33 protein-coding genes are annotated in these 21,974 nt (G+C 22.9%); 20 read left to right on the forward strand and 13 right to left on the reverse strand.

Translation table 4 applies throughout. The features are described from left to right. The first annotated feature begins 560 nt into the window (after positions 1-560). From AACL05_RS01385 to AACL05_RS01450, 14 genes are all read left to right on the forward strand, one after another. Positions 561-983: a hypothetical protein gene (locus tag AACL05_RS01385; RefSeq protein WP_338961906.1), complete on the forward strand. Its 423-nt coding sequence runs from the start codon at positions 561-563 to the stop codon at positions 981-983. Beyond that, the gene (locus AACL05_RS01390) at positions 955-1,125 is read left to right on the forward strand and encodes a hypothetical protein (protein ID WP_338960340.1); all 171 of its coding nucleotides are present in this window, start codon (positions 955-957) and stop codon (positions 1,123-1,125) included. Before AACL05_RS01385 ends, AACL05_RS01390 begins: the two co-directional genes overlap by 29 nt. Then, a complete protein-coding gene (locus tag AACL05_RS01395) occupies positions 1,118-1,279 on the forward strand; it encodes a hypothetical protein (protein ID WP_338960339.1) in 162 nt (53 codons plus the stop codon). The genes AACL05_RS01390 and AACL05_RS01395 overlap by 8 nt, the downstream gene beginning before the upstream one ends. A gap of 1 nt (position 1,280) precedes the next feature. Next, positions 1,281-1,718, forward strand: a complete 438-nt coding sequence (locus tag AACL05_RS01400) for a hypothetical protein (RefSeq protein ID WP_338961908.1) — start codon at positions 1,281-1,283, stop codon at positions 1,716-1,718. Beyond that, positions 1,708-2,001, forward strand: a complete 294-nt coding sequence (locus AACL05_RS01405; RefSeq protein WP_338960335.1) for a hypothetical protein — start codon at positions 1,708-1,710, stop codon at positions 1,999-2,001. Before AACL05_RS01400 ends, AACL05_RS01405 begins: the two co-directional genes overlap by 11 nt. Positions 2,002-2,004: 3 nt before the next feature. Next, positions 2,005-2,157 (forward strand): hypothetical protein, encoded by a 153-nt coding sequence (locus AACL05_RS01410; protein WP_338957299.1) that lies wholly within the window; start codon positions 2,005-2,007, stop codon positions 2,155-2,157. 20 nt (positions 2,158-2,177) lie between these two features. Then, positions 2,178-2,561 (forward strand): hypothetical protein, encoded by a 384-nt coding sequence (locus tag AACL05_RS01415; RefSeq protein WP_338960333.1) that lies wholly within the window; start codon positions 2,178-2,180, stop codon positions 2,559-2,561. Next, entirely contained in the window at positions 2,554-2,688 is a 135-nt protein-coding gene (locus AACL05_RS01420; RefSeq protein WP_338956809.1) for a hypothetical protein, read from the forward strand. Before AACL05_RS01415 ends, AACL05_RS01420 begins: the two co-directional genes overlap by 8 nt. Further along, positions 2,688-2,933: a hypothetical protein gene (locus tag AACL05_RS01425; RefSeq protein ID WP_338960331.1), complete on the forward strand. Its 246-nt coding sequence runs from the start codon at positions 2,688-2,690 to the stop codon at positions 2,931-2,933. The genes AACL05_RS01420 and AACL05_RS01425 overlap by 1 nt, the downstream gene beginning before the upstream one ends. A 3-nt stretch (positions 2,934-2,936) precedes the next feature. Beyond that, positions 2,937-3,599 (forward strand): hypothetical protein, encoded by a 663-nt coding sequence (locus AACL05_RS01430; RefSeq protein WP_338961910.1) that lies wholly within the window; start codon positions 2,937-2,939, stop codon positions 3,597-3,599. Positions 3,600-3,779: 180 nt separating this feature from the next. Next, positions 3,780-3,938, forward strand: a complete 159-nt coding sequence (locus tag AACL05_RS01435; protein ID WP_338960327.1) for a hypothetical protein — start codon at positions 3,780-3,782, stop codon at positions 3,936-3,938. Between the two features lie 40 nt (positions 3,939-3,978). Further along, positions 3,979-4,152 (forward strand): hypothetical protein, encoded by a 174-nt coding sequence (locus AACL05_RS01440; protein ID WP_338961912.1) that lies wholly within the window; start codon positions 3,979-3,981, stop codon positions 4,150-4,152. Between the two features lie 17 nt (positions 4,153-4,169). Then, positions 4,170-4,355 (forward strand): hypothetical protein, encoded by a 186-nt coding sequence (locus tag AACL05_RS01445; RefSeq protein ID WP_174480219.1) that lies wholly within the window; start codon positions 4,170-4,172, stop codon positions 4,353-4,355. A gap of 17 nt (positions 4,356-4,372) precedes the next feature. Continuing rightward, positions 4,373-4,597: a hypothetical protein gene (locus tag AACL05_RS01450; protein WP_338986126.1), complete on the forward strand. Its 225-nt coding sequence runs from the start codon at positions 4,373-4,375 to the stop codon at positions 4,595-4,597. Here the strand turns inward: AACL05_RS01450 and AACL05_RS01455 are convergent. Further along, positions 4,594-5,544 carry an IS30 family transposase gene (locus AACL05_RS01455; RefSeq protein ID WP_338960236.1) on the reverse strand — a complete coding sequence of 317 codons (951 nt, stop codon included), beginning with the start codon at positions 5,542-5,544 and terminating at the stop codon, positions 4,594-4,596. The two genes, AACL05_RS01450 and AACL05_RS01455, sit on opposite strands and share 4 nt — an antisense overlap. Before the next feature lie 40 nt (positions 5,545-5,584). Between AACL05_RS01455 and AACL05_RS01460 the strand changes: the two genes are divergently transcribed. From AACL05_RS01460 to AACL05_RS01480, 5 genes are all read left to right on the forward strand, one after another. After that, positions 5,585-5,830 (forward strand): hypothetical protein, encoded by a 246-nt coding sequence (locus AACL05_RS01460; protein WP_338986128.1) that lies wholly within the window; start codon positions 5,585-5,587, stop codon positions 5,828-5,830. An 18-nt stretch (positions 5,831-5,848) separates the two neighbouring features. After that, the gene (locus AACL05_RS01465) at positions 5,849-7,033 is read left to right on the forward strand and encodes a hypothetical protein (protein ID WP_338961913.1); all 1,185 of its coding nucleotides are present in this window, start codon (positions 5,849-5,851) and stop codon (positions 7,031-7,033) included. A 14-nt stretch (positions 7,034-7,047) separates the two neighbouring features. Further along, complete coding sequence (locus AACL05_RS01470; protein WP_338986129.1) at positions 7,048-7,941, forward strand: hypothetical protein; 894 nt, start codon at positions 7,048-7,050, stop codon at positions 7,939-7,941. Positions 7,942-8,017: 76 nt separating this feature from the next. Then, the gene (locus tag AACL05_RS01475; protein ID WP_338960236.1) at positions 8,018-8,968 is read left to right on the forward strand and encodes an IS30 family transposase; all 951 of its coding nucleotides are present in this window, start codon (positions 8,018-8,020) and stop codon (positions 8,966-8,968) included. 42 nt (positions 8,969-9,010) lie between these two features. After that, complete coding sequence (locus tag AACL05_RS01480) at positions 9,011-9,748, forward strand: hypothetical protein (RefSeq protein ID WP_338986130.1); 738 nt, start codon at positions 9,011-9,013, stop codon at positions 9,746-9,748. Here the strand turns inward: AACL05_RS01480 and AACL05_RS01485 are convergent. The 6 genes from AACL05_RS01485 to AACL05_RS01510 all read right to left on the reverse strand — a co-directional run bounded on the left by AACL05_RS01485 (position 9,684) and on the right by AACL05_RS01510 (position 15,243). After that, on the reverse strand, positions 9,684-10,310 hold the full coding sequence (locus tag AACL05_RS01485) for a hypothetical protein (RefSeq protein WP_338986131.1): 627 nt from the start codon (positions 10,308-10,310) through the stop codon (positions 9,684-9,686). The two genes, AACL05_RS01480 and AACL05_RS01485, sit on opposite strands and share 65 nt — an antisense overlap. 285 nt (positions 10,311-10,595) lie before the next feature. After that, positions 10,596-11,600, reverse strand: coding sequence for an ornithine carbamoyltransferase (argF, locus tag AACL05_RS01490; protein ID WP_338961942.1), 1,005 nt, complete (start codon positions 11,598-11,600; stop codon positions 10,596-10,598). A gap of 185 nt (positions 11,601-11,785) precedes the next feature. Further along, positions 11,786-12,031: a hypothetical protein gene (locus AACL05_RS01495; RefSeq protein WP_338961939.1), complete on the reverse strand. Its 246-nt coding sequence runs from the start codon at positions 12,029-12,031 to the stop codon at positions 11,786-11,788. Positions 12,032-12,398: 367 nt separating this feature from the next. Beyond that, entirely contained in the window at positions 12,399-13,214 is an 816-nt protein-coding gene (locus AACL05_RS01500; protein ID WP_338961936.1) for a hypothetical protein, read from the reverse strand. A 53-nt stretch (positions 13,215-13,267) separates the two neighbouring features. Further along, the gene (locus AACL05_RS01505) at positions 13,268-14,926 is read right to left on the reverse strand and encodes a DAK2 domain-containing protein (RefSeq protein ID WP_338986132.1); all 1,659 of its coding nucleotides are present in this window, start codon (positions 14,924-14,926) and stop codon (positions 13,268-13,270) included. 23 nt (positions 14,927-14,949) lie between these two features. Further along, positions 14,950-15,243 carry a hypothetical protein gene (locus AACL05_RS01510; protein WP_338961931.1) on the reverse strand — a complete coding sequence of 98 codons (294 nt, stop codon included), beginning with the start codon at positions 15,241-15,243 and terminating at the stop codon, positions 14,950-14,952. A 418-nt stretch (positions 15,244-15,661) separates the two neighbouring features. Between AACL05_RS01510 and AACL05_RS01515 the strand changes: the two genes are divergently transcribed. Then, positions 15,662-15,805, forward strand: a complete 144-nt coding sequence (locus AACL05_RS01515; RefSeq protein ID WP_338986133.1) for a hypothetical protein — start codon at positions 15,662-15,664, stop codon at positions 15,803-15,805. A 9-nt stretch (positions 15,806-15,814) separates the two neighbouring features. On the opposite strand, the gene hpf is transcribed toward AACL05_RS01515, so the two are convergent. The 6 genes from hpf to AACL05_RS01545 form a co-directional block, all read right to left on the reverse strand. Beyond that, entirely contained in the window at positions 15,815-16,207 is a 393-nt protein-coding gene (gene hpf, locus AACL05_RS01520) for a ribosome hibernation-promoting factor, HPF/YfiA family (RefSeq protein WP_338961928.1), read from the reverse strand. 166 nt (positions 16,208-16,373) lie between these two features. After that, the gene (locus AACL05_RS01525; RefSeq protein WP_338961927.1) at positions 16,374-17,513 is read right to left on the reverse strand and encodes a hypothetical protein; all 1,140 of its coding nucleotides are present in this window, start codon (positions 17,511-17,513) and stop codon (positions 16,374-16,376) included. 492 nt (positions 17,514-18,005) lie between these two features. Next, positions 18,006-18,377, reverse strand: a complete 372-nt coding sequence (locus AACL05_RS01530; RefSeq protein ID WP_338986135.1) for a hypothetical protein — start codon at positions 18,375-18,377, stop codon at positions 18,006-18,008. A 188-nt stretch (positions 18,378-18,565) separates the two neighbouring features. Continuing rightward, a complete protein-coding gene (locus tag AACL05_RS01535; RefSeq protein ID WP_338986137.1) occupies positions 18,566-19,066 on the reverse strand; it encodes a hypothetical protein in 501 nt (166 codons plus the stop codon). Between the two features lie 485 nt (positions 19,067-19,551). Continuing rightward, entirely contained in the window at positions 19,552-20,502 is a 951-nt protein-coding gene (locus tag AACL05_RS01540) for an IS30 family transposase (protein ID WP_338960236.1), read from the reverse strand. A gap of 233 nt (positions 20,503-20,735) precedes the next feature. After that, positions 20,736-21,926 (reverse strand): phosphoglycerate kinase, encoded by a 1,191-nt coding sequence (locus AACL05_RS01545; protein WP_338961956.1) that lies wholly within the window; start codon positions 21,924-21,926, stop codon positions 20,736-20,738. Positions 21,927-21,974: the final 48 nt, after the last annotated feature.

Consider the following 21,974-nt stretch of genomic DNA (forward strand, 5'->3'; position numbering starts at 1 on the left):
TACTACACGCAGTGACCAAGTAGGAGAAGTTAATAATTAATAACCGTCTTTAACGCTATTATCAACACGTGTTAGGGAACTAAAAAAGTGAACTACAACACAGTTGTTAAAAATAGTAGCTAGTATGTGGACTTGCATGGATAAATAAAAAGTGGAGTGATACCTAATAAAATATACTAACCATTAATGGTAATTCTTGGGGTGGGAGCGAATTGGAAACTAGTATATATAGACCTGTTGTAGGGACCTATTGTATTAATTCTATTCTTTATTTAACCAACCTTGCCACTCCCCAGTGAGCAAGTGTTGGTTTTATTTTTTATTTTTTTAAAATTTCATAATTTATTTTTGAGCCCAGTTTTCATGGAATGAATAAAACGAATAGTAGTATTATTAATAATCTAAAAATCAAAATATATGTTCTTTATGCTAGAAGCAACAGAACATATTAGGAAAGGATTATTATGCAAATATAATTTAAAAAAGAACAAATTGTTAAAGATAGACCACAATCTATTCTTATTGATTATGGTGAATATAAATTACAATGTCCAAAATGAATGGTTAAAAATAATAGTTTTATTGCTGATGATAAATATACATATTGAGTTTTTAATTTAGAAAATATTAAAAGAGAATTAAGTGGTAATGAATTAATAAAATTATTAGAACCATATATTAAAGACCAAAAAATAACTGTTAATAAACCAACTGCTCCAAAAGAATATTATCTTAATGATATAAAACTTGAACCATTAAAATTTTATGAACAGCATAATAGTTGATTTATCGGTGAAATAACAGATAACAAAACTAAAATTACTAATCCTTGTTTTAAATATAACATTACGTGAGAAGAAAACAGAAAAGGTTTTAAAATAAATAATCCATATAAACATGATGATTTACCAATTAATTATATAGTTACTTCTTATAAGGAAATTTCAAATCATAATGAAAAAGTATTTTTGTTGAACATGTAAACAAAATAAATTAGATTATTTATTCTTTAATACTAATGATATAAAAACAAGAAAATATTTTTTAAGAGATAAAAATGGTAAAGCAATTTGTTATGACTGTATTTTAAATATTAGGTTAAGTAGGAGGTATAAATATGGATAAAGAAAAATTAATTAGTTGATTAAATTTAATTTTAGATAGTGATATAGAACAATATAATAAAGAAAAAGACATATATTATTTAAATAAATTAAAAGGTTCAATTGATATTATTAAAATTTTAATTAATAAAATACAATGCAGAGAATTTGATTAATATGCAATATGAATTAATTATTGGGATTGACCCCGCTGGTATTGGTAATAATGGAATTGTTATATATTCAAATGAAACTAATAATATTATTTTTAATGAAATATTTAAAACTAAAACAGTTTTAGAAAGTAAAAATATGTATAAAGAATATTTTCAATTAATTCAAAAACAATTTATTAATCAAAAAATATTAATTATTGTAGAAAATTTCTTTTTAAGTTCAAAACAATTATTAACTAATCCATTAGCAACACCTAAAATTATTGGTGCATTAATGGTATTAGTAGAAGATGTTATGAATTGAGATTATTTAGAAAGTGAACCAAAAAATAAAACTAAAATAGAAAATTATAAAGGAAATATAAAATTAACAAAACATGAACAAGATGCATATAAACATATTCAATACTATTTAAGGAATTCTAAAAATGAAAGATAAAGAAAATTATGTCAAATTAAAAGTAAAACTGAGTAACACTATTGAAGCAAAATATTACGAAAAAGTTAATAAAGAATTATATTATAGTGTTCGTGGTCAATGAAATGGTTTAAACTATGTTACTTTAATTTTTAACAACCCAAAATTTTATAGACGCTGTATTTTATTAAACAAAAATGATGAAATTTTAGTAACTGGTCAAATTTTTAATACTTTAAATATTCCTAAAAATCGTGCATTTTGTTCAATTAATGTTAAATGATTTAAAAAATGAAAAGAGTAAAAAATGATATTATGAAAAATTTTATTAATAGTACCAATATTAATAACAAGTATAACACTAATAATATTTTTAATATTTATTATTAAAGAATTAAAAAATGAATATAAAGTTTTAAAATTATTAAATTCAATTGCAAAAAATTTAGAAAAAAAATAATCAAATAAGGAGAATAAATAATGAATAGATGTACATGAACTGAAACAATAACATTTGAAAAATTTATTCATGAACCATATTATGATGAAATTAAAAATGAACAAAGACAAAGACAATGTGAAAATATGACAGATGAGCAATTTGATGAATATGGAAGAGCATATTGTAAAGAAAATAGAATTAAAGTTGATGAAATTAATAAATCAAGACATAAAAATTGTATTAATAAAGAAAAATTAATTAAAGATTTAGAAGAACGAATAACATGACTTACAAATGAAATATCTAATGTTAAATATTTTAAACAAATAGAATTTTATATATGAGAAAAAATATGTTTAAAAGATTTTTTAATTAAAATAAAAAACAAAAATATTGAAATTGGTGAATTTGATTATGAATAAAGAAAAATTAATTATTTCTATGAAAGAAAGAATAGATTTATTAAATAATTCATTAATAGAATATTCATCCAAACTTTATGAGTTAGAAAACTGAATTATAAGACTTGAAAGAGGTGAATTTGACTAATGATAATATTACCTACTTTGTTTGAAAATAAAGATGAAATTGAAATATTATCACCATTTCCAAAAGAAATTCATACAAGTAATGATATTAGAGCAATTATTTTAAGACAATACCCAAATGTTAAATCCAAACACATAATTGTTTCTGACCCAGAAAGTAATGTTGCATTAATAGTTGGTGATAATGATTTTTATCAAGGTTGAATTAAAGTAACAGTTAAAAAATTAGAAATTAAAGGAGAATAGAAAATGCCAAGTATAGAAAATCAATCAAATTATACTTTAACTAAATTAATTAGAACTGGAATAAGTCCAATTTCTGCAATGATTGGTACAAGTGCTTATTATGGTCAAGTAATAGATAATCCATTATTAGGTTCAATTAATAGTTTATTATTTGGTAAAAAATTAGGTTTAGATATTTGAAATTTAAATCAAAGACCAAATACAAAAACTAAATTAATTAATAGTAGTAAAAAAATACTATTAGGTTTAGGAATAATTGGTTTAGCAAATTATAGTAAATGAACTGAAAATAATATTAATCCTATTATTCCAAGAACACCAACTCCAATAACTACTACAACTACAACTGAGGGTCCTCCATGATTATTATTAAATAAGCAAGAAAATCAGTCATTAATGGATTGAGATACTTATATTTCATTAAATGCTTATGGTATATCAAATCTTATTAATGGATTAACGGAGTTAGTACCTAATAAATTTGAAACAATAAGAAAGATTTGTAATATGGCTACTGGTGGATGTTTAATATCAAGTGGTGGTGCTATGGGTATTAATAATGATTTTAATAATGCTTATGCAGTACCTACCATAATTGCTGGTGCAAGTGAAATTATCCATAATTTAATACCTATGGAAACTACAAATCATAATGAAGAAATGTAAGAAACATCATTTAATGATGAAACTGCAAGATTAATTAATGACAATAGATTTACTATTAATAGTGAAACTGCAAGTCAATATTATGGTAGTGATAATATGAGCGAAGTACCATTAAATAATGATAATGCTTCATTAAATTGAGATTACAATCACATGAGTTTATAAGGGAGGTGAAAAGCAATGAATAAAGAAAAAATTATTGAATATTATAATAATGAAATTCAGACATATAAAGAGAGAATGGAACAATTAAATAAAGAAATATCTGTATTAGTAAAAATTATAAGTAATTCACAGTCAATGATTGAAAGAATTAATGGTGGTCAATTTGATGAATAATTAAAAATTAAAAATAAATAGTTGAAAGGAAAATATTGAAATGAAAGAATTTTTACATGAATTAATAATTATTGGAACAAGTGTTGGAACATTAATTTGCAGAGAAATTATTGTTTTATTAAAAAGATTTATCACAACTCCAAAACATGTTAGAGCAAATAACAAAATTATAAAACATCAAAAAAAATTAGCAAAATTAAATGAAAAAAATTAATAAAGGAGAAAAATAATATGACAAAAATTGAATTTAATGAAAAATATAGAAAACAAGATATCAGTATTGATAGAGATTTTGATTTACATATTGATAATTGTTTTAAATTTTCTGATATCAATACATTAGAAAATGCTGTTAATGATTATAAAAAACTAATAAGTGAAATGCCACAATTAGTTAAAGATTGATTACTGGGATAAGATTAGGAGAATGTTAAATGTTAGAAAATGAAAATAATGTTCAACAAACAACTGAACCTTTAACTGAAAATAATGCTCAACAAGAAATAGAAAATAAAGTTAATGAAGCAGAAAATAAGTTAAATAAACTTAATCAAGAAATTAAAGAAAAAGAAATGATTAATATATTTAAAAAATATCAAGTTAAAACTGAATTTTATGATTATTTAAAATTGCTAAATTGTAAAGGTAAGTGCAACTAAATTATTTTTCTATCCAAATATTCGATTGGTGAAAGATAATTTAGTATTTTTCTTGGTCTTTGGTTTAAAGACAATATAAATTTATGAACTTCATTTTTATTAGTTTTTGAAAAAATAAATTTTTTAGGAAATTTTTCTCTAATTAAACCATTAGTATTTTCATTAGTACCTCTTTGTCAAGGTGAATATGGATTGGCAAAATAAATTTTTATATCTAAATTTTTTTCAAGTTGTTGTCAATTTGAAAATTCTTTGCCACGATCAAAAGTAATAGTTTTAACAATGTTTTTAGGAAGAATTGATAAATAATAACTAACATTTTTATTAATAACTTTAGTAGTTCTGTTTTTAACTAATATTGCTAAAGTAAATCGTGATACTCTTTCAACTAAAGTTATTAAACATGATTTGCTTTTACCTCGTGATGATACTATAGTATCTCCTTCTCAATGACCAAGTGTTATACGATCATTAACATTTATATCTCGTTCTTTAATTGATTTACCATTAAACTTGCCACGATTTTCTTTAGATTTTCGTTTTTTACCTTTTCTTCTTAAATTTTTACTAGTAACTTTATCAAGCATTCCAAAATAAATTCAAGTATAAATTGTTTTAAAACTAATAACTCACTCTTTATGAAAATTTTTAATTCTGCCATAAATTTGTTCAGGTGATCAACCTAATAGTAATTTTTGTTGTACATATTTTACTAAATTCTTATTTTTAAACTTATGAAAACTAATATGTGATTGTTTTCGATTTTCAGCTTTATTTTGTGCAATTAATGAAAAATAATGATTATTATCTTTATTTCTATTAATTTCTCGAATAATAGTACTAATACTTCGATTAAGATTTTTAGCTATTTCACTAATTTTAAATTTAAATTTCAATTGATTCTCAATATAAATCCTTTCATCTATGCCAAGATGTTTATAACTCATATAAAAACTCCTTACTTTTTTCTAAACTAAATTTAGCATTATGAAATTTTTATATGAGAATTTTTTGCAATTTTATTTACTTGCACTTACAAGTATAACTCAGCAATTTAAAACTAATAATTTAGAAAATTCAAAAATTGAAGAAACTATTAAAAAAATGATTAAAGAACAACCAGTATTTAAAGAAACAATTAATACAGGTGGCAATAAACAAATAATTATTAATAATAAACCAAATGATAAAGAAAATTTTTTAATTAATTATAAAAAGAAAAATTATTTATAAATGAAAGGAAGAAATAAAATGTCAGTACCATTTAATCAAAATTTAGACAATACAGAGAGATTAGTAGAAGCACCAGAATTTATAGAGTTTTTTAAAATTTCAAATAGTCCATGGGCAAACTTTTTCCCTACTGAAATTGTTGACTCAGTAAATATTGAGTTTATTGTTAAAAAACCAAAAAAACCAGAAGTAAAAATTATTCCTTGAGATGATAAAAGTAAAAGATATGAATTACCATATGTTGATACAGATAAAATTAGTAAAAAAATAACTAAAAAATATCTTGCAGGAGAAATTATTACAGATGTAGATTTAAAAGCAAATAATGGTCAAAATTTATTAGATAGTATGCAATATGAAGTTGCAAATGATTTAGCAGATAAATTGGCAATTGATGATACACAAGCAATTGCAAAATTTGCTACTAAAATCGATATTGAAGATACAACACCAGTAGGCTATTTAAAATCAATGTTATCTGCTTGAAATACTTTGTTTCAATTTAGAAATATTGCAAATAGTAAATTTTTTATTACTAATGGTCTTTATGATAGTTTAGTTTATTTAGCAGATAATAAAGGTTTAATTACTGATAATCAGTTGGCACAACAATTACGTTTAAATGGAAATAATTTATATGTAAAAGGTGTATTATGTGAAATCGTTCTTGATGACTATATGGTTTTTACTAATGATAAAAATGAACAACAATTAATGACCTTTATTTTAGCAACACCAAGAGCAATGAAAAGATACATGATAGAAAATACAGTTATTTATGTAGATTTTATTAAAGATGATAAAGCAGGAAGAGCATATAAAGTTGCTGGTGAAGTTGTTGGAGAAGCAATACCATATATTTCTAATAATGAAACAACATCAAGATGAATGTTATGTGGAGTTATTAAAACAGAAAAAACTGATTTAAAAACTAAAATTACAAGTTTAACAATTGATATTACTGCAAATGTTAATAACAATAATAGTGAATTAAATACACAAATAAAAAGTACTAATGAACTTAAATCATTAAATCCAAATTTAACAAATTCAACTATTAAATATTTTAGTGATGCACAAGGAAAAACTAATGTAAGTAATCAAAAACAAAAAGCCGATGACTTATATATAACTATTACTGCAAATGTTAATGACTTAAATTATAAAGGAACAACAAATCAAATTAAAATAACTCTTAAATAAAGGAAATTAATACCATGCCAATAGGTACAACTAATACAGCAATACTTTTAAACATAAATAAACCCAAACATACTAGAATAAGTAAACAACAAGAAAATAAAAGTTTTTGATGAGAAATTTTAGAAATGATTGGTGTACAAGTAATAGCAGTAGCACTTGCTCCTTTTACTGGTGGATTAAGTGAAAGCGTAGCCCTTGGATTAGGTGCAAGTGATTTTATTGCAAGTGCCATTAATTTTGGTATTTATGCTACAACTGATTTTACTATTAATCAAGTTTATGATTATTTAAAAGGAAATGTAACAAAATGAAATACTTTCTTTAATATACTACCTGCATTTGCTGGACTTAATAAAATTAGTCGTGGTTATCGTACTACTAAATTTATTAAACTAACACAAAAAACTAAAACATTAGAACAAATTGGCGTTAAAGAAGCAAAAAATTTACAAGAAATTATTAGTCAAGTAAGTGGAAAAGAAATTTTAACAGATAAAATTATTGGTAATAAACGTTATTTAATGAATTATAGTTTTACTCCTAATCGTGAAACAGTATTACGAGATTTAGGTTATGTTGCTGAAAGACAATATAAGAATAATTTTCAAAAACTAGAAACACAAAAGTTAAAAGAACACTTATTATTACAAAATACATTAATAAAATTAAGTCCACAATTAACTCCTAAATTTAAAATTAAAGATATTGAAAAAGCAAATAACTTTTTAAAAAAATTTAATACTGATTTAAAAAAAGTACTATCTATGAATCAACATGATTGATTAAATTTAGTTCATACAATATATACAGAAAATAGATATGGAAAAACTTTAATTTTAGATTTACAAAAAATTCGTGCTAATGATATTAAATTTAATTTGCTGAGTTATACTTGTAAGTGCAAGTAAATAAAATTGCAAAAAATTCTCATATAAAAATTTCATAATGCTAAATTTAGTTTAGAAAAAAGTAAGGAGTTTTTATATGAGTTATAAACATCTTGGCATAGATGAAAGGATTTATATTGAGAATCAATTGAAATTTAAATTTAAAATTAGTGAAATAGCTAAAAATCTTAATCGAAGTATTAGTACTATTATTCGAGAAATTAATAGAAATAAAGATAATAATCATTATTTTTCATTAATTGCACAAAATAAAGCTGAAAATCGAAAACAATCACATATTAGTTTTCATAAGTTTAAAAATAAGAATTTAGTAAAATATGTACAACAAAAATTACTATTAGGTTGATCACCTGAACAAATTTATGGCAGAATTAAAAATTTTCATAAAGAGTGAGTTATTAGTTTTAAAACAATTTATACTTGAATTTATTTTGGAATGCTTGATAAAGTTACTAGTAAAAATTTAAGAAGAAAAGGTAAAAAACGAAAATCTAAAGAAAATCGTGGCAAGTTTAATGGTAAATCAATTAAAGAACGAGATATAAATGTTAATGATCGTATAACACTTGGTCATTGAGAAGGAGATACTATAGTATCATCACGAGGTAAAAGCAAATCATGTTTAATAACTTTAGTTGAAAGAGTATCACGATTTACTTTAGCAATATTAGTTAAAAACAGAACTACTAAAGTTATTAATAAAAATGTTAGTTATTATTTATCAATTCTTCCTAAAAACATTGTTAAAACTATTACTTTTGATCGTGGCAAAGAATTTTCAAATTGACAACAACTTGAAAAAAATTTAGATATAAAAATTTATTTTGCCAATCCATATTCACCTTGACAAAGAGGTACTAATGAAAATACTAATGGTTTAATTAGAGAAAAATTTCCTAAAAAATTTATTTTTTCAAAAACTAATAAAAATGAAGTTCATAAATTTATATTGTCTTTAAACCAAAGACCAAGAAAAATACTAAATTATCTTTCACCAATCGAATATTTGGATAGAAAAATAATTTAGTTGCACTTACCTTTACAATTTAGCATGTTAAAAAAATTATTTATGGAAATTAAACAAAGAAAAACTAAGAAAAAAATAAATAAAATAAAAGAAAATTTAGTTTTTATTGATAGAATAAATTTACTTATAGAAAAAATTGAAAATTTTAAAATTAATTTTATTGAAATTACAATATATGCACAAGATATAGACTTAACTTCTTACTATCTCTCACAACATAATCTTGAAAATAATTCTAATAAATATTATTTTAAAACAAAAAATGAAACAATAATATTTTTGAAAAAATATAAGAAAATCTATGAGCAACGAATAACAAAAACTAAAGAAAAATATGGAAAATCAATACCATTATTAAATGGTTTGCAACTTAATCAAGAACAAGCACTATTAAAAGGAACAGACTTAATAAGCACAGTATCATTAAAAAATAACAATAATGTTTTAATAAAAATTAAATTAACTGAACAAATCGAAAATATATATACAAGTCTTTTCATAATAAATAATCAAAAAAGTGATACTACAAGTCTTTTAGAATTTGAAGATCAACAAGCAGACACGTTCACGCTACTTTCTGATATTTACTATGATAGCACACCAACCCAATCACAACAAAATTTAAGTTCTTTTATTATTGATACTAGTACAAACACTAAAGAACAAAGTCCTGAAGAAATAGAAGAAATAAAAGATGAAAAAAAATATGAGTTTCTTAATTCTGAAAACTCACAAATAGTAAAAAATAAACTAGCACAAAAAGTAGTATATAACATATAAAAACTTTTAAATAAATTAAAGATTGACTACTATCATTCAATTCTGAATTATTATCTCAATTATCCAACATATCATTAATTGCTCTAATTGAAATAGGATCAAATCTAATTAATTGATTATTAACATCAATAATTAAGTTATCTACCATTCTTTCCAATTCTCATTGAAAAATTAATGGTTTTTCTTTATTTTGTAATTCTTCTTTTTTATTGTTCAATTTTGTTAATATTTCTATTAAGCTAACTGTACTATTTTCATTTCAGTTATTATTTATATTTACAAAATCATTTCTTAAATTTTCAATTTCACTAATAGTTTTATTTATATACCTTGCTTCTGCTCTCTTCTCATATCATTCAGGAAATAATTTTTTGTGTACAAATGGTCCCATAATAAATAATACTAATAATGAACTAGTAACAGCACCCATTAGCATTCGAATTGGTAATGAAAATTTATTTTCATTACTACCAAGTGCTTTAACAATTTTTTCATTACATAAATATGTTATACCAATTCCTGGTATTGTACTAAGCAAAAATCCACTACCAATAATACTCACTTTTTTTCATATATTTAATCCTTAATAATTATATATTAATTGTTGTCTACTATCTTCTGATATTCCTTCTTGTCTTATCATAATTTACTCCTATTTTTTAATTTGAGTTAATAAAATTAATTACTAATATCTTAACATAAAAACTAACATTAATATTTTAATAAACAATTAATTAATATATTTAATATTCTAAAATAAAAATAATAAAAACTAATTAATGGAAATAAGTTTATTAAATAATAAAATAATTAAAACTTCTTTTCATTTTTAATATAATCTCATATATTATCCTTTCAAAGTTGCTAACATTACAGCTTTAATAGTATGTAAACAATTTTCTGATTGTTGAAATACCTTTGATGCAGAAGATCGAAATACTTCATCAGTAACTTCTAATTCACCTGTTCCACCATATTGTTTAACAATATCTTGAGTAATTTGTGTATTACCATCATGAAAACTTGGTAAAGAATGTAAAAATATAACATCTGATTTTGCAATTTTCATTTTTTCATTATTAACTTGATATGGCATTAATTCTTTAATTCGTTGTTTTAATAAAACTTTATCTTCAGATACAGATGTTCAAACATCAGTAGCAACTACGTCAGCATCTTTACTTGCTGTTTTATAATCTTCTGTTAAAATAATAGAGCCACCCGTTTCTTGAGCAATTTCTTGACATTGTTTTAATAGTTGAGGATATGGTCATAAATTTTTATTAGCACAGATTACTAAATTGATTCCTAATTTTGCACTAATAATCATATAACTATTAGCCATATTAAAACGAGCATCTCCAAAATAAACAAATTTAATACCTTTAACATCTTTATTTTTTTTACACTCTTGAATTGTCATAATATCGGCTAGCATTTGTGTTGGATGATATAAATCAGTTAAGCCATTTCATATTGGAACACCGGCATTTTCAGCTAATTCTTCAACATCAGTTTGTTTATATCCACGAAATTGAATACCATTATAAATTCTACCAAGAAATTTAGCGGTATCAACAATTGATTCTTTAATTCCTAATTTACTACTAGTTGGATCAAAATATGTTGAATGCATTCCTAAATCACAAGCAGCAACTTCAAACGCGCTTCTTGTTCGTAATGAATCTTTTCGATATAATAAAGCAACACTATAGCCTTTTAACGGCTGTTTTTCTATTCCTTTTTGTTTTGCAATTTTTAAAGTAGCAGCTAATTCTAATAAGTAATAAATTTCTTCTGAAGTAAAATCTAATAAACAAATAAAATTTCTGCCTTTTAAATTAATAGCCATGATATGTTTTCTTCCTTTCAGTTCCTAATATCTTTATTTAATTTAACATTGATATACAATATGGGCAACACTCTGGCCACATGACAATTCAGAATTAGTAATTTCATAAACATGGATATGTATTATTATATTTAATTTTTAACTCAAATTTATTAACAGCAAGTAATTATTTTGTTAATAAATTGTTAAACTGAAAGTTGTTTTAAATATTTTTCTAGTGAAATAATATATTCTTTTTTAGAATTCCATTCTTTCAAAATTTGATTGATTAAGTAAGAACATATTTTTTTATCTTGGATAATACTCGTTACAACAAACTTTTTAATATAAAATACTCCAATACCATTTCTGATAAAAATTTTAGCAAGTAATAAAACTATTTTTAATTTATTAATTTTTGAATATATATTAATAGCAGACTTACTTTGCATTCAGTATTCTCCTTAACTTAAAATATTCTTTTTTCTCTCTCATAGTTAACATTTAAAACCTTTTTTTATATTTTTGCAATACATATACAAAAAATTACTAATGAATATATATATATATTAAATTAATAAGTGTATTTTATTGTATATTTAAAATTTAAAACTATCAAAATAAAATTTTAAATATACAATAATAAATGAAAATGAAAAATATTGGTTTAGTAATTAAATGTAAAATTAAAAAAACAAAACTTTAAAACTTACTAAAATAGAATATTTTATAAAAGTTTTGAAAATAATGTTTTATCAATAAAACTTAATATAATTTTAAATTTAAAATTTGTACCTAAATTATAGGTACAAATTTTTATTATTTCTCATTTTGCTGTGTATACATCACAATACGTAAAATAAGTTGTAATATTTCATAAATCATACGAATCAAGTAATAAATAAACTTAATTTGGAAAATTCAACTAATAGCACGTATTTCTTTTTCATTTAAAATACCAACAAGATTTTGACAAATTTCTTTTCTTGATTTAGCATAAAAAATCATTTGCATTGAAGAAAAAAGAATTAATAAAATACTACCTAAAATTGATAAAACAATTGAAAGTATATTGGCGCTCGCTGCTGATAAAGTAATTCAAGAATTAGCAGGTGAAAGAGCAAATAGAATAGCAAGTGCAAAAGGAATTAAAACAAAAAATAATGTTATTTTACGAGAAAAATCTCATCAAAAAGTATTAAAACGACTACTATTTGAACTACTTACTGCCCAAGTACTTTCCATTGCCATTGCTAAAGTATAAATAGAACGACGGTGATAAGTTCATGGTAATAATCTTAAAGTAAAATTACCATTATTAAATAAATATGGCCTTAAATAAAAAAACCTAGGTTCAACAGTAATACTATTAATATTACCAAATCCCTTAAATTTTATTCTTTTTGCATTAATACCATATGTTTTTAAATATTTTTGAAATAACTCGCCACCAGTTAAATTAGCACTATTTTCACGATGGAATCAAGAATACTTAATTCAAGTGAAAAATCAAATCATAGTAACAACAAACAAAATTATACCAACAATAGCCACTAAGCTTGCTAAAACAATTAAACTAGTTGATCAAGTCTTTGGATCATTTGGATTAACTGAGGATAATAATAAATTAGTCATAATCTTCTCCTTTCTAACTATTTGAATAGAGTCTACAATATTATAACATAGTATTATTCCACCACGAAAAGAAAGTTATAAACTTCTTGATCACCATCAACAATTTCATATTCAATATCATAATCTTCATCTAAAATTTTTTTCATAAAATTAATTTGATCTTTTGAATAACCTTTACCTTTAAAAATAGTAATTATTTCTGCACCATCTCAAATTAATTTAGTAAACAATACTTTAATTACATTAAATAAATTTTCATTTGAAGCAATAATTTTTTCTTTACCATCTTTATTACGAAAACTAACAGCAGAAAAAAAGTGTTTTTTTCCAATTTTAATACCATCTATTTCAACATCACGATCAGCAACTGTTATATAACCAAAAGCAGCATATTTAATTTCACTTCACATATTTTTATTATTTTCTTTTGCACTTAATTCAGGATTAAAATTTAAAGCAGCACGCATACCTTGAGCAATATTTTTAGCAGGTAATACAAAAACTTTTGATTTTTTTTCTAATTTTCTTGCTTGTTCTGCTGCTAAAAATAAATTACTATCATTTGGTAAAATAAAAACATTTTTTGCATCGACAATTTCAATTGCCTTTAAAAAGTCATCTGTTGATGGATTAATTCTTTTTGAATACATAATAATATTATTAACCTTTAATTCATCTCTAAAAAAGGTTTCAATTCCTCTACCGGGAACAGCAGCAATTAAAGCAAATTTATTATTTAATTTACGAATTGGTTTAATAGTTTGTGTATGTGCTTTTGCCTGTTCCGTCATATTTTCAATTTTTACTTTTAAAATTTCACCAAATTTCTGAAAATAATTTAAAATTTGACCCGGTTTTAAAGTATGAACATGAACTTTAATTAAATCTTCATCATCTACTAAAACTATTGATTGACCATCCATTGTTTCTAAATCAGTTCGTGTTTTGCTTAAATTAAAATCTAACTTACTAACTTTATTTAGTTTTACAATAACTTCTGAACAATAACCAAAGTTTTCTTGATTTAAAACCATTTCTAATTTTGCTGTATCTTGTTGTTCTAATTTTTTCTTTGGTGAAATAGCTTTACCATGCTTTAAACCATACACCATACCTTCAACAATATAAACTAAACCAGCACCACCCGAATCAACAACTCCTACTTTTTTTAAAATTGGCAATAAATCAGGTGTTCTTTTTAACGATTCATTCATTCCTTCTAGTAATTTTTCAAAAATATAAAGCGAATCTTTGCCTGTTATTTCTAATTCATTAATATAACTAGCACCATCTTTAATAATAGTAAGAATAGTACCTTCTACTGGTTTCATAACTGCACGATATGCATAATCTTGTGCACTTTTTCAAGATTTTAATAAATCCTCATTACTAATGAAATCATTTTTTAAATCTTTTGTTTTTATAGTTTGAAAAAAACCACGAAAAATTTGAGATAAAATAACTCCAGAATTACCACGCGCACCCATCATTAAACCACGAGAAAAAGTAGTAGCAAATGTTTTTAAACTATCATATTCTTTGCCATTTAATTCTTTTATACCATTCATCATTGTTAAATTCATATTTGTTCCAGTATCACCATCAGGTACGGGGAAAACATTTAATTTATCAACTTCAAAATGATGATTATAAAGATTATTAGCACCGCTAATAAGCATAACTTTTAAGGTTTTAATATCAATTTTTTTCATTTAATTTCACCTTATATTTTCTTTTATTCTTCAATTAAATCATGAACAAAAATGTTAAGTACTATATAGTCTTGATGTTTAATAATCTTTTCAACAATATATTTTAAATTTTTCTGAGTTTGATTCATAATATTTCAAATATTATTATTAAAAAAACAAACTATATTAATATCAATAATTCAACCTAAATCAGACTTGTTAACTTTAATTCCATAATTATTATCTTTTTCATAAATATTGGTAACACCTGGTACAGATAAAATACTTTCTGATAATGCTTTTTTAATAATGTTCATAATATCTTTATCTTTTTCCACATAATCACCCCTATTATATTAATAATAAATTAAATTTATATAAAATAAAATCTCTTATAATTTTTATAGTCTCTTACATTATACCTAATATAATATATCAAGACAATAATAATCTTAAAGATAAAGATATTATATATTGATAATGGTTTTTTCTATTTATAAAATTTGTATAAAAGATAACGCAACTAATAGTGATATTAGTAATTTTTTTATTGAAAAATATGCAAAAAAAATTATTAATACTTTTAAAAATCTCTATTATATTTTTTATTACTATAACTATATCAAACATTTTAGAATTAGAGATAACAAAAAAAAGAAACATATTTCAACAAAAAACTATCAAGATAATTTAAATATACAATTAATTAAAGAAATAAAAAAAAGTCTTGAATATGCCATTTTAATAATAAACAAAATGGATACAAATATTTATAACCGAAATTTAAAAATAACACCAGAAGAAAATTTACAAAAAAAAGCACAAGATGCAGAAAATGAAAAATATAATGCATCATATTTACATAAAAAAACTAATGCTAATAATTGTATACTTTCATAAACGTTTTCTTTAATCTTTATTTTCTGTTACGTCAATAATAACTTCACTATTATCATCAAGAATTTCTTTAGTTATAAATTGACCAACGCTTTCAGCACCAGTTTTATCAGCAACCGTTTTTAAACGACTTAATTGTTTTTCCAACGGAACCAATGTTTTATTAATGCCAACATAAAGATCGTGATTTTCTACTAAACACTGTAAAAAATTATTATTTAATAACTGAATATGAACGGAAATATTATATATATGATTACTATTTCTTTCAATACCAACTTTAGCAATCATATCTTTTTTAATATATTTAGAATACTTTTCTTGTAAATAATTAAAATTTTTATCAACAGCATTTTTAATTTCATAAGTAATATTAATATTTTTTCCATGGACAATAACTTGCATGATTAATTGCTCCTATCTTTTAATTATTATATACATTTTCCCATAAACAAATAAATTTTAAAAGATAATAGTGTAATTAAATTTAAATTATTAACAACTAAGCAAAATACCAATTATATTTATAATATGCTCAATATAATCTTCAATTAAATTAATGATTAATACTCTATTTTTTATCTTTTCATGATTTTTGTTTTAAAAAATTTTGTTTTCCATTAAAAGCAATAGCTGTTTTTCAACGTGGATAATTATTACCTTTAGTAATAGCATTAGTATTATTCATTGGTTGTAAATTACTAATATCAGAAGTGCCTCCATGAAATAAAGGTCGTTGATGTATAATAGTTCAATTATAACTTTTAGGATCATCATCAAGTTTAACATTACTAATAAAGTTATTCCTAAACATTAGCGCACCTGCATAGTCTTTTCGATATAACTGTGGATTATAATCATCAATAATTTCTCCTTTATTTCATACTTCTTCAATTTGTTGTGGTGTTCAAGTTACTTCGCTATTAACAACATTACTACTGTTATTAGTTTGAACAGGATTCGGATTACTAGTTACTTGATAATCAAGTAATTTTGATTGTGGAAGTGCACCTCCACCAGTATTATTAATAACTATATTTATACCTTGTGTTGATTTATCGTGTTCATTAAAAAATCGATCTGTAAATGATGGTCCAATAGTTTGTTCACCAAAAAGAGAATTTTGTTCAACACTCGCGGATATTTCTGTTGCTGATAAAGCATTATTATTTGTCAATGATAATGCTTTTTTTGATTTATTTCTTAGATTAGCCATTATTAATCATAAAGAAAAAAGTACTAAAAAGAAACTACAAATTAATGCAAAGCCTGAAGGCAAAATAAAAAATAAAACATTAATATTTTTTTTGTCCATAACATAACTATAAATTTTTTTATAACCATAACTTATTAATAATCCTGAACCAATAAGTAAGACAAGCGAAATTACTACTACTATTAATGCTCATACTAAAGTTATTACTCCATATTTATTTAAAAAAATAAATGGAATTGTAATAAACACTAGAGTAATAACCGAAAAAATTAAAGTAAAAATTGTTAAAATCTGAAAAGTAAGAGTAAATGTAATGCCTTTACTATTAATTACTTCAGTTAAAATTGTTAAAATTTCGTTAACATTAGTACGATAAAGTATAAGTCATAATACTCAACTTATAATCAAAGTTATTGCCATTAACCCCGAACTAACAATAATTCCTCAACGATTATGAGAATTAATGTTTCTATAATTCTCTGCTGACACTTCCATACTAAAACCTCACAACTCTAAAATCTCATATATTAAATTCTATCATAAATGATGATTAACATGTTTAACGACAATTATGAAATATAAATGAAAATATAACCTTTATAAAAATACTTCTTGAAAATTAAAATTTAGATTTAACTTAATAAAAATGTATCATAATATTTTTAATAAACTTTAAATTTGCAACTTTCTTGCGAATAATTTTTTGTTAAAGATTGTTGATTTTGTGATTCTGATTTATTAATTTTTTCAATATTTAATCTTTCATCTAATGATTGATCTTCAAAAAATTTCCTTCTACTCTCTTTTTTTGCTAATCTATTTTTTTTCTAAAATATCAAATAAACTTTCTACTTTTAATGTACTATTTAATTGAGATTGTACTAATCTTTTATCTGCTTCTAACGTGGTAGTCATTTCTAATTTTGCAAGGTCTAACTGCTTAGTTAAAATATCTTGTTGTACCCTACTTCTTTCTAGACTTAATTGTTAAAGTTCTTTTTCCCTAATCAAATTTTCTGCTTCTATCTTCCTTTTTTCTAATTCTATTTTTTTATATTCTATTTGTTTAGTTAAAATAATTAATTCTTTTTCATTTATTTCTAACTTTAATTGTTCAAGTTCTTCTTGCTTAATTAAATTTTCTGCTTCCAATCTTTCTGTTTCTAATCTTTCTTTTTGTATTTCTGATCTTATTTTACTAATTTCTAATTCCTTATTTAATTTTTTATTTCATTCTTGAAAAAATTTTTTGACATTTTTTCTTCTTTTTCTTTCTGCTCAAATTGAAAGTGTATTACCAATTATTACACTTCCAGAAAAAATAGATATTGCTACTAACCCAACACCACTTACAAACAAGCCAGTAATAGCAGCAGTACTTATAACAGCTTGAATACCAGTTTTTCAATAAAATTTTTTATTTTCTTTATCTAAAGTTTTTTTGCAATAACAACAGTTTCATTATTACAATTATTTAAATTTTGTAATTGCGTTTCCATATCTTTTATCCTTTTCAATTGTTTATTTACATTTTTATATATATGTACTTATTTTTTATGAATTGATAATGAACAATTATTACTTCTTTCTACATTTACTACTGTTGTTAAATTAAATTCTTGAGGGATCGGTGATGAAGTAATATTTAAACTAGTTATGTTATTAAGTTTTGCTAATTCTTCTCTTACTTTAACTAATTCAAGTTCAACTTTAGTTCTTTCTAATTGTTTTTTAACAATTTTTGCTCTTACTGTTTCTAATTGTAATTCTTCTAATTTTCTCTGAAGAATACTTGATTTTTCATTATTCTCATCTTCTAGTTCTACTTTCTCTTGTTTATTTTGTTTAATCGTAGCTTTAATAACTGCACCCATCATAGCACCAGATGTGCCTGCACTAGCTGCTATTCCTAAATCAGAACATTGAAAGCCATCAATTCCACCAGCCGCTAATGTTACTACTGTAGCAATACCGGCAGCTATTATAGATAAATTTTTTACAAAATTTTTTTTAAATTTTTTTCGAAAACTTTTTTGGTAGATTGTCAAAAATCCGGAATAAATTAAATCGTTGTAGTCTTATTATTATGTTAGACAAGAAATAATTTGGATTTTTATGAAATTGTAAATTTATCTTACTACTAATTTAAAAATATTACAATTAAAATACTCAATTTTATAAATTATAAAAATATTTTAATAATTTAATTAACATAAATATATAACAAAAATTCTTATTAACTTTTAATTTAATAAGTTTTTTTAATTTTTTATTTTAAAATAAGTAAAATTATGTTTTTAAATTTATTTGATTACATTTAAAAATAACCATTTTTATATAAATAAAAATACTATATGTTCTATTAACAATCATTTCTTTTAAAACATGTCAAATATTTGTTTCAGTAAAACAACCAATATTTCATTTTGCACCTTGATTAACAATACCTTTTTTATTATTTTTAAAATATTGTTTTTTTAACTTTTTATGATTATCTAATTCTTTATATGCTAAATTGTAAAGGTAAGTGCAACTAAATTATTTTTCTATCCAAATATTCGATTGGTGAAAGATAATTTAGTATTTTTCTTGGTCTTTGGTTTAAAGACAATATAAATTTATGAACTTCATTTTTATTAGTTTTTGAAAAAATAAATTTTTTAGGAAATTTTTCTCTAATTAAACCATTAGTATTTTCATTAGTACCTCTTTGTCAAGGTGAATATGGATTGGCAAAATAAATTTTTATATCTAAATTTTTTTCAAGTTGTTGTCAATTTGAAAATTCTTTGCCACGATCAAAAGTAATAGTTTTAACAATGTTTTTAGGAAGAATTGATAAATAATAACTAACATTTTTATTAATAACTTTAGTAGTTCTGTTTTTAACTAATATTGCTAAAGTAAATCGTGATACTCTTTCAACTAAAGTTATTAAACATGATTTGCTTTTACCTCGTGATGATACTATAGTATCTCCTTCTCAATGACCAAGTGTTATACGATCATTAACATTTATATCTCGTTCTTTAATTGATTTACCATTAAACTTGCCACGATTTTCTTTAGATTTTCGTTTTTTACCTTTTCTTCTTAAATTTTTACTAGTAACTTTATCAAGCATTCCAAAATAAATTCAAGTATAAATTGTTTTAAAACTAATAACTCACTCTTTATGAAAATTTTTAATTCTGCCATAAATTTGTTCAGGTGATCAACCTAATAGTAATTTTTGTTGTACATATTTTACTAAATTCTTATTTTTAAACTTATGAAAACTAATATGTGATTGTTTTCGATTTTCAGCTTTATTTTGTGCAATTAATGAAAAATAATGATTATTATCTTTATTTCTATTAATTTCTCGAATAATAGTACTAATACTTCGATTAAGATTTTTAGCTATTTCACTAATTTTAAATTTAAATTTCAATTGATTCTCAATATAAATCCTTTCATCTATGCCAAGATGTTTATAACTCATATAAAAACTCCTTACTTTTTTCTAAACTAAATTTAGCATTATGAAATTTTTATATGAGAATTTTTTGCAATTTTATTTACTTGCACTTACAAGTATAACTCAGCACTTTTTAAAATAATAATTAATCAAAAAATAAATTGGAATAATTGAAATATTAAAACCATCGCAATTAAAAATAAACTAATAAGAATAAAAACACTTGTTGTTTGATCTTGAGTAATCATATATTTTCACTATTTATTTTCTATAGCATTAATACCAGGTAAATCCTTACCTTCTAGATATTCTAATGAAGCACCTCCACCAGTTGAAATGTGGCTAAATTTATTTTCATATCCAAATTTAACTGATGCTCCTGCACTATCACCACCGCCAATTAGTGTAAATGCACCTTTTAATTGTGAAATAGTTTTACAAATATTTTTTGTTCCATTAACAAAGTTACTCATTTCAAAAACTCCTAATGGTCCATTTCAAAAAACAGTTTTAGCATTAATTAAAGTATTTTCAAATAATTTAATTGTTTTTGGACCAATATCCATTCCTTCATATCCATCATCAATATTTTCATTAGTAGTAATTTTACCTTTGATGTCCTTAAATTCCGGAGCAATTACAAAGTCAATAGGTAGTATTAATTTTTCTTTTCCTAATTCAATAATTTCTTTAGCAATATCAATTTTATCTTTTTCTAATAATGAATCACCAATTTTATAATTCAATGCTTTCATAAAAGTATAAGCCATACCACCACCAACAAGAACTTTATCAGCTTTTGTTAATAATTGTTTGATAACATCAATTTTATCTGATACTTTAGCACCACCAAGTACTGCTATAAAAGGATGTTCTGGATTAACGGTGATTTTATTAAGCATTGTTAATTCTTTTTCAATTAATAAACCAACACAACTATTTTTGATATTAGTAGCAATACCAACATTAGATGCATGAGCACGGTGTGCAGTACCAAAAGCATCATTAACAAATACATCACCTAAATGTGCTCAATATTTACCTAATTCGGGATTATTAGTAGATTCTTTATTACCATTTAAATCTTCAAAACGAGTATTTTCTATTAAAAGTAATTCTTTGTTTTTAAGATTATTAATAGCTGTTTCAAGATTTGTACCACGAGTTTCATTAATGAATATTACATTTTCTTTTAAGATTTCACTTAGTCTTTTTGCAACAGGCGCTAAAGTATTCTTCGCTTTATCAGCTTCAGATTTAATTCTTCCAAGATGTGATAACATGATTATTTTTGCATCTTGATTTTGTAAATACTTAATAGTTTCGATGCTTGCTTTTATTCTTGTATCATCGGTAATTTTATTATTTTCTAATGGTACATTGAAGTCAAAACGAACAATAACTTTTTTATTTTTAAAATCAAGATCCTTTAATGTTTTTTTATTCATATAATTTTCATCTCCTTTTTTCATATTATAATTTTAATATATTTTTAA

Source organism: Spiroplasma endosymbiont of Thecophora atra (genome assembly GCF_964019735.1).
In the GTDB taxonomy this organism is placed as follows: domain Bacteria; phylum Bacillota_I; class Bacilli_A; order Mycoplasmatales; family VBWQ01; genus Spiroplasma_E; species Spiroplasma_E ixodetis_A.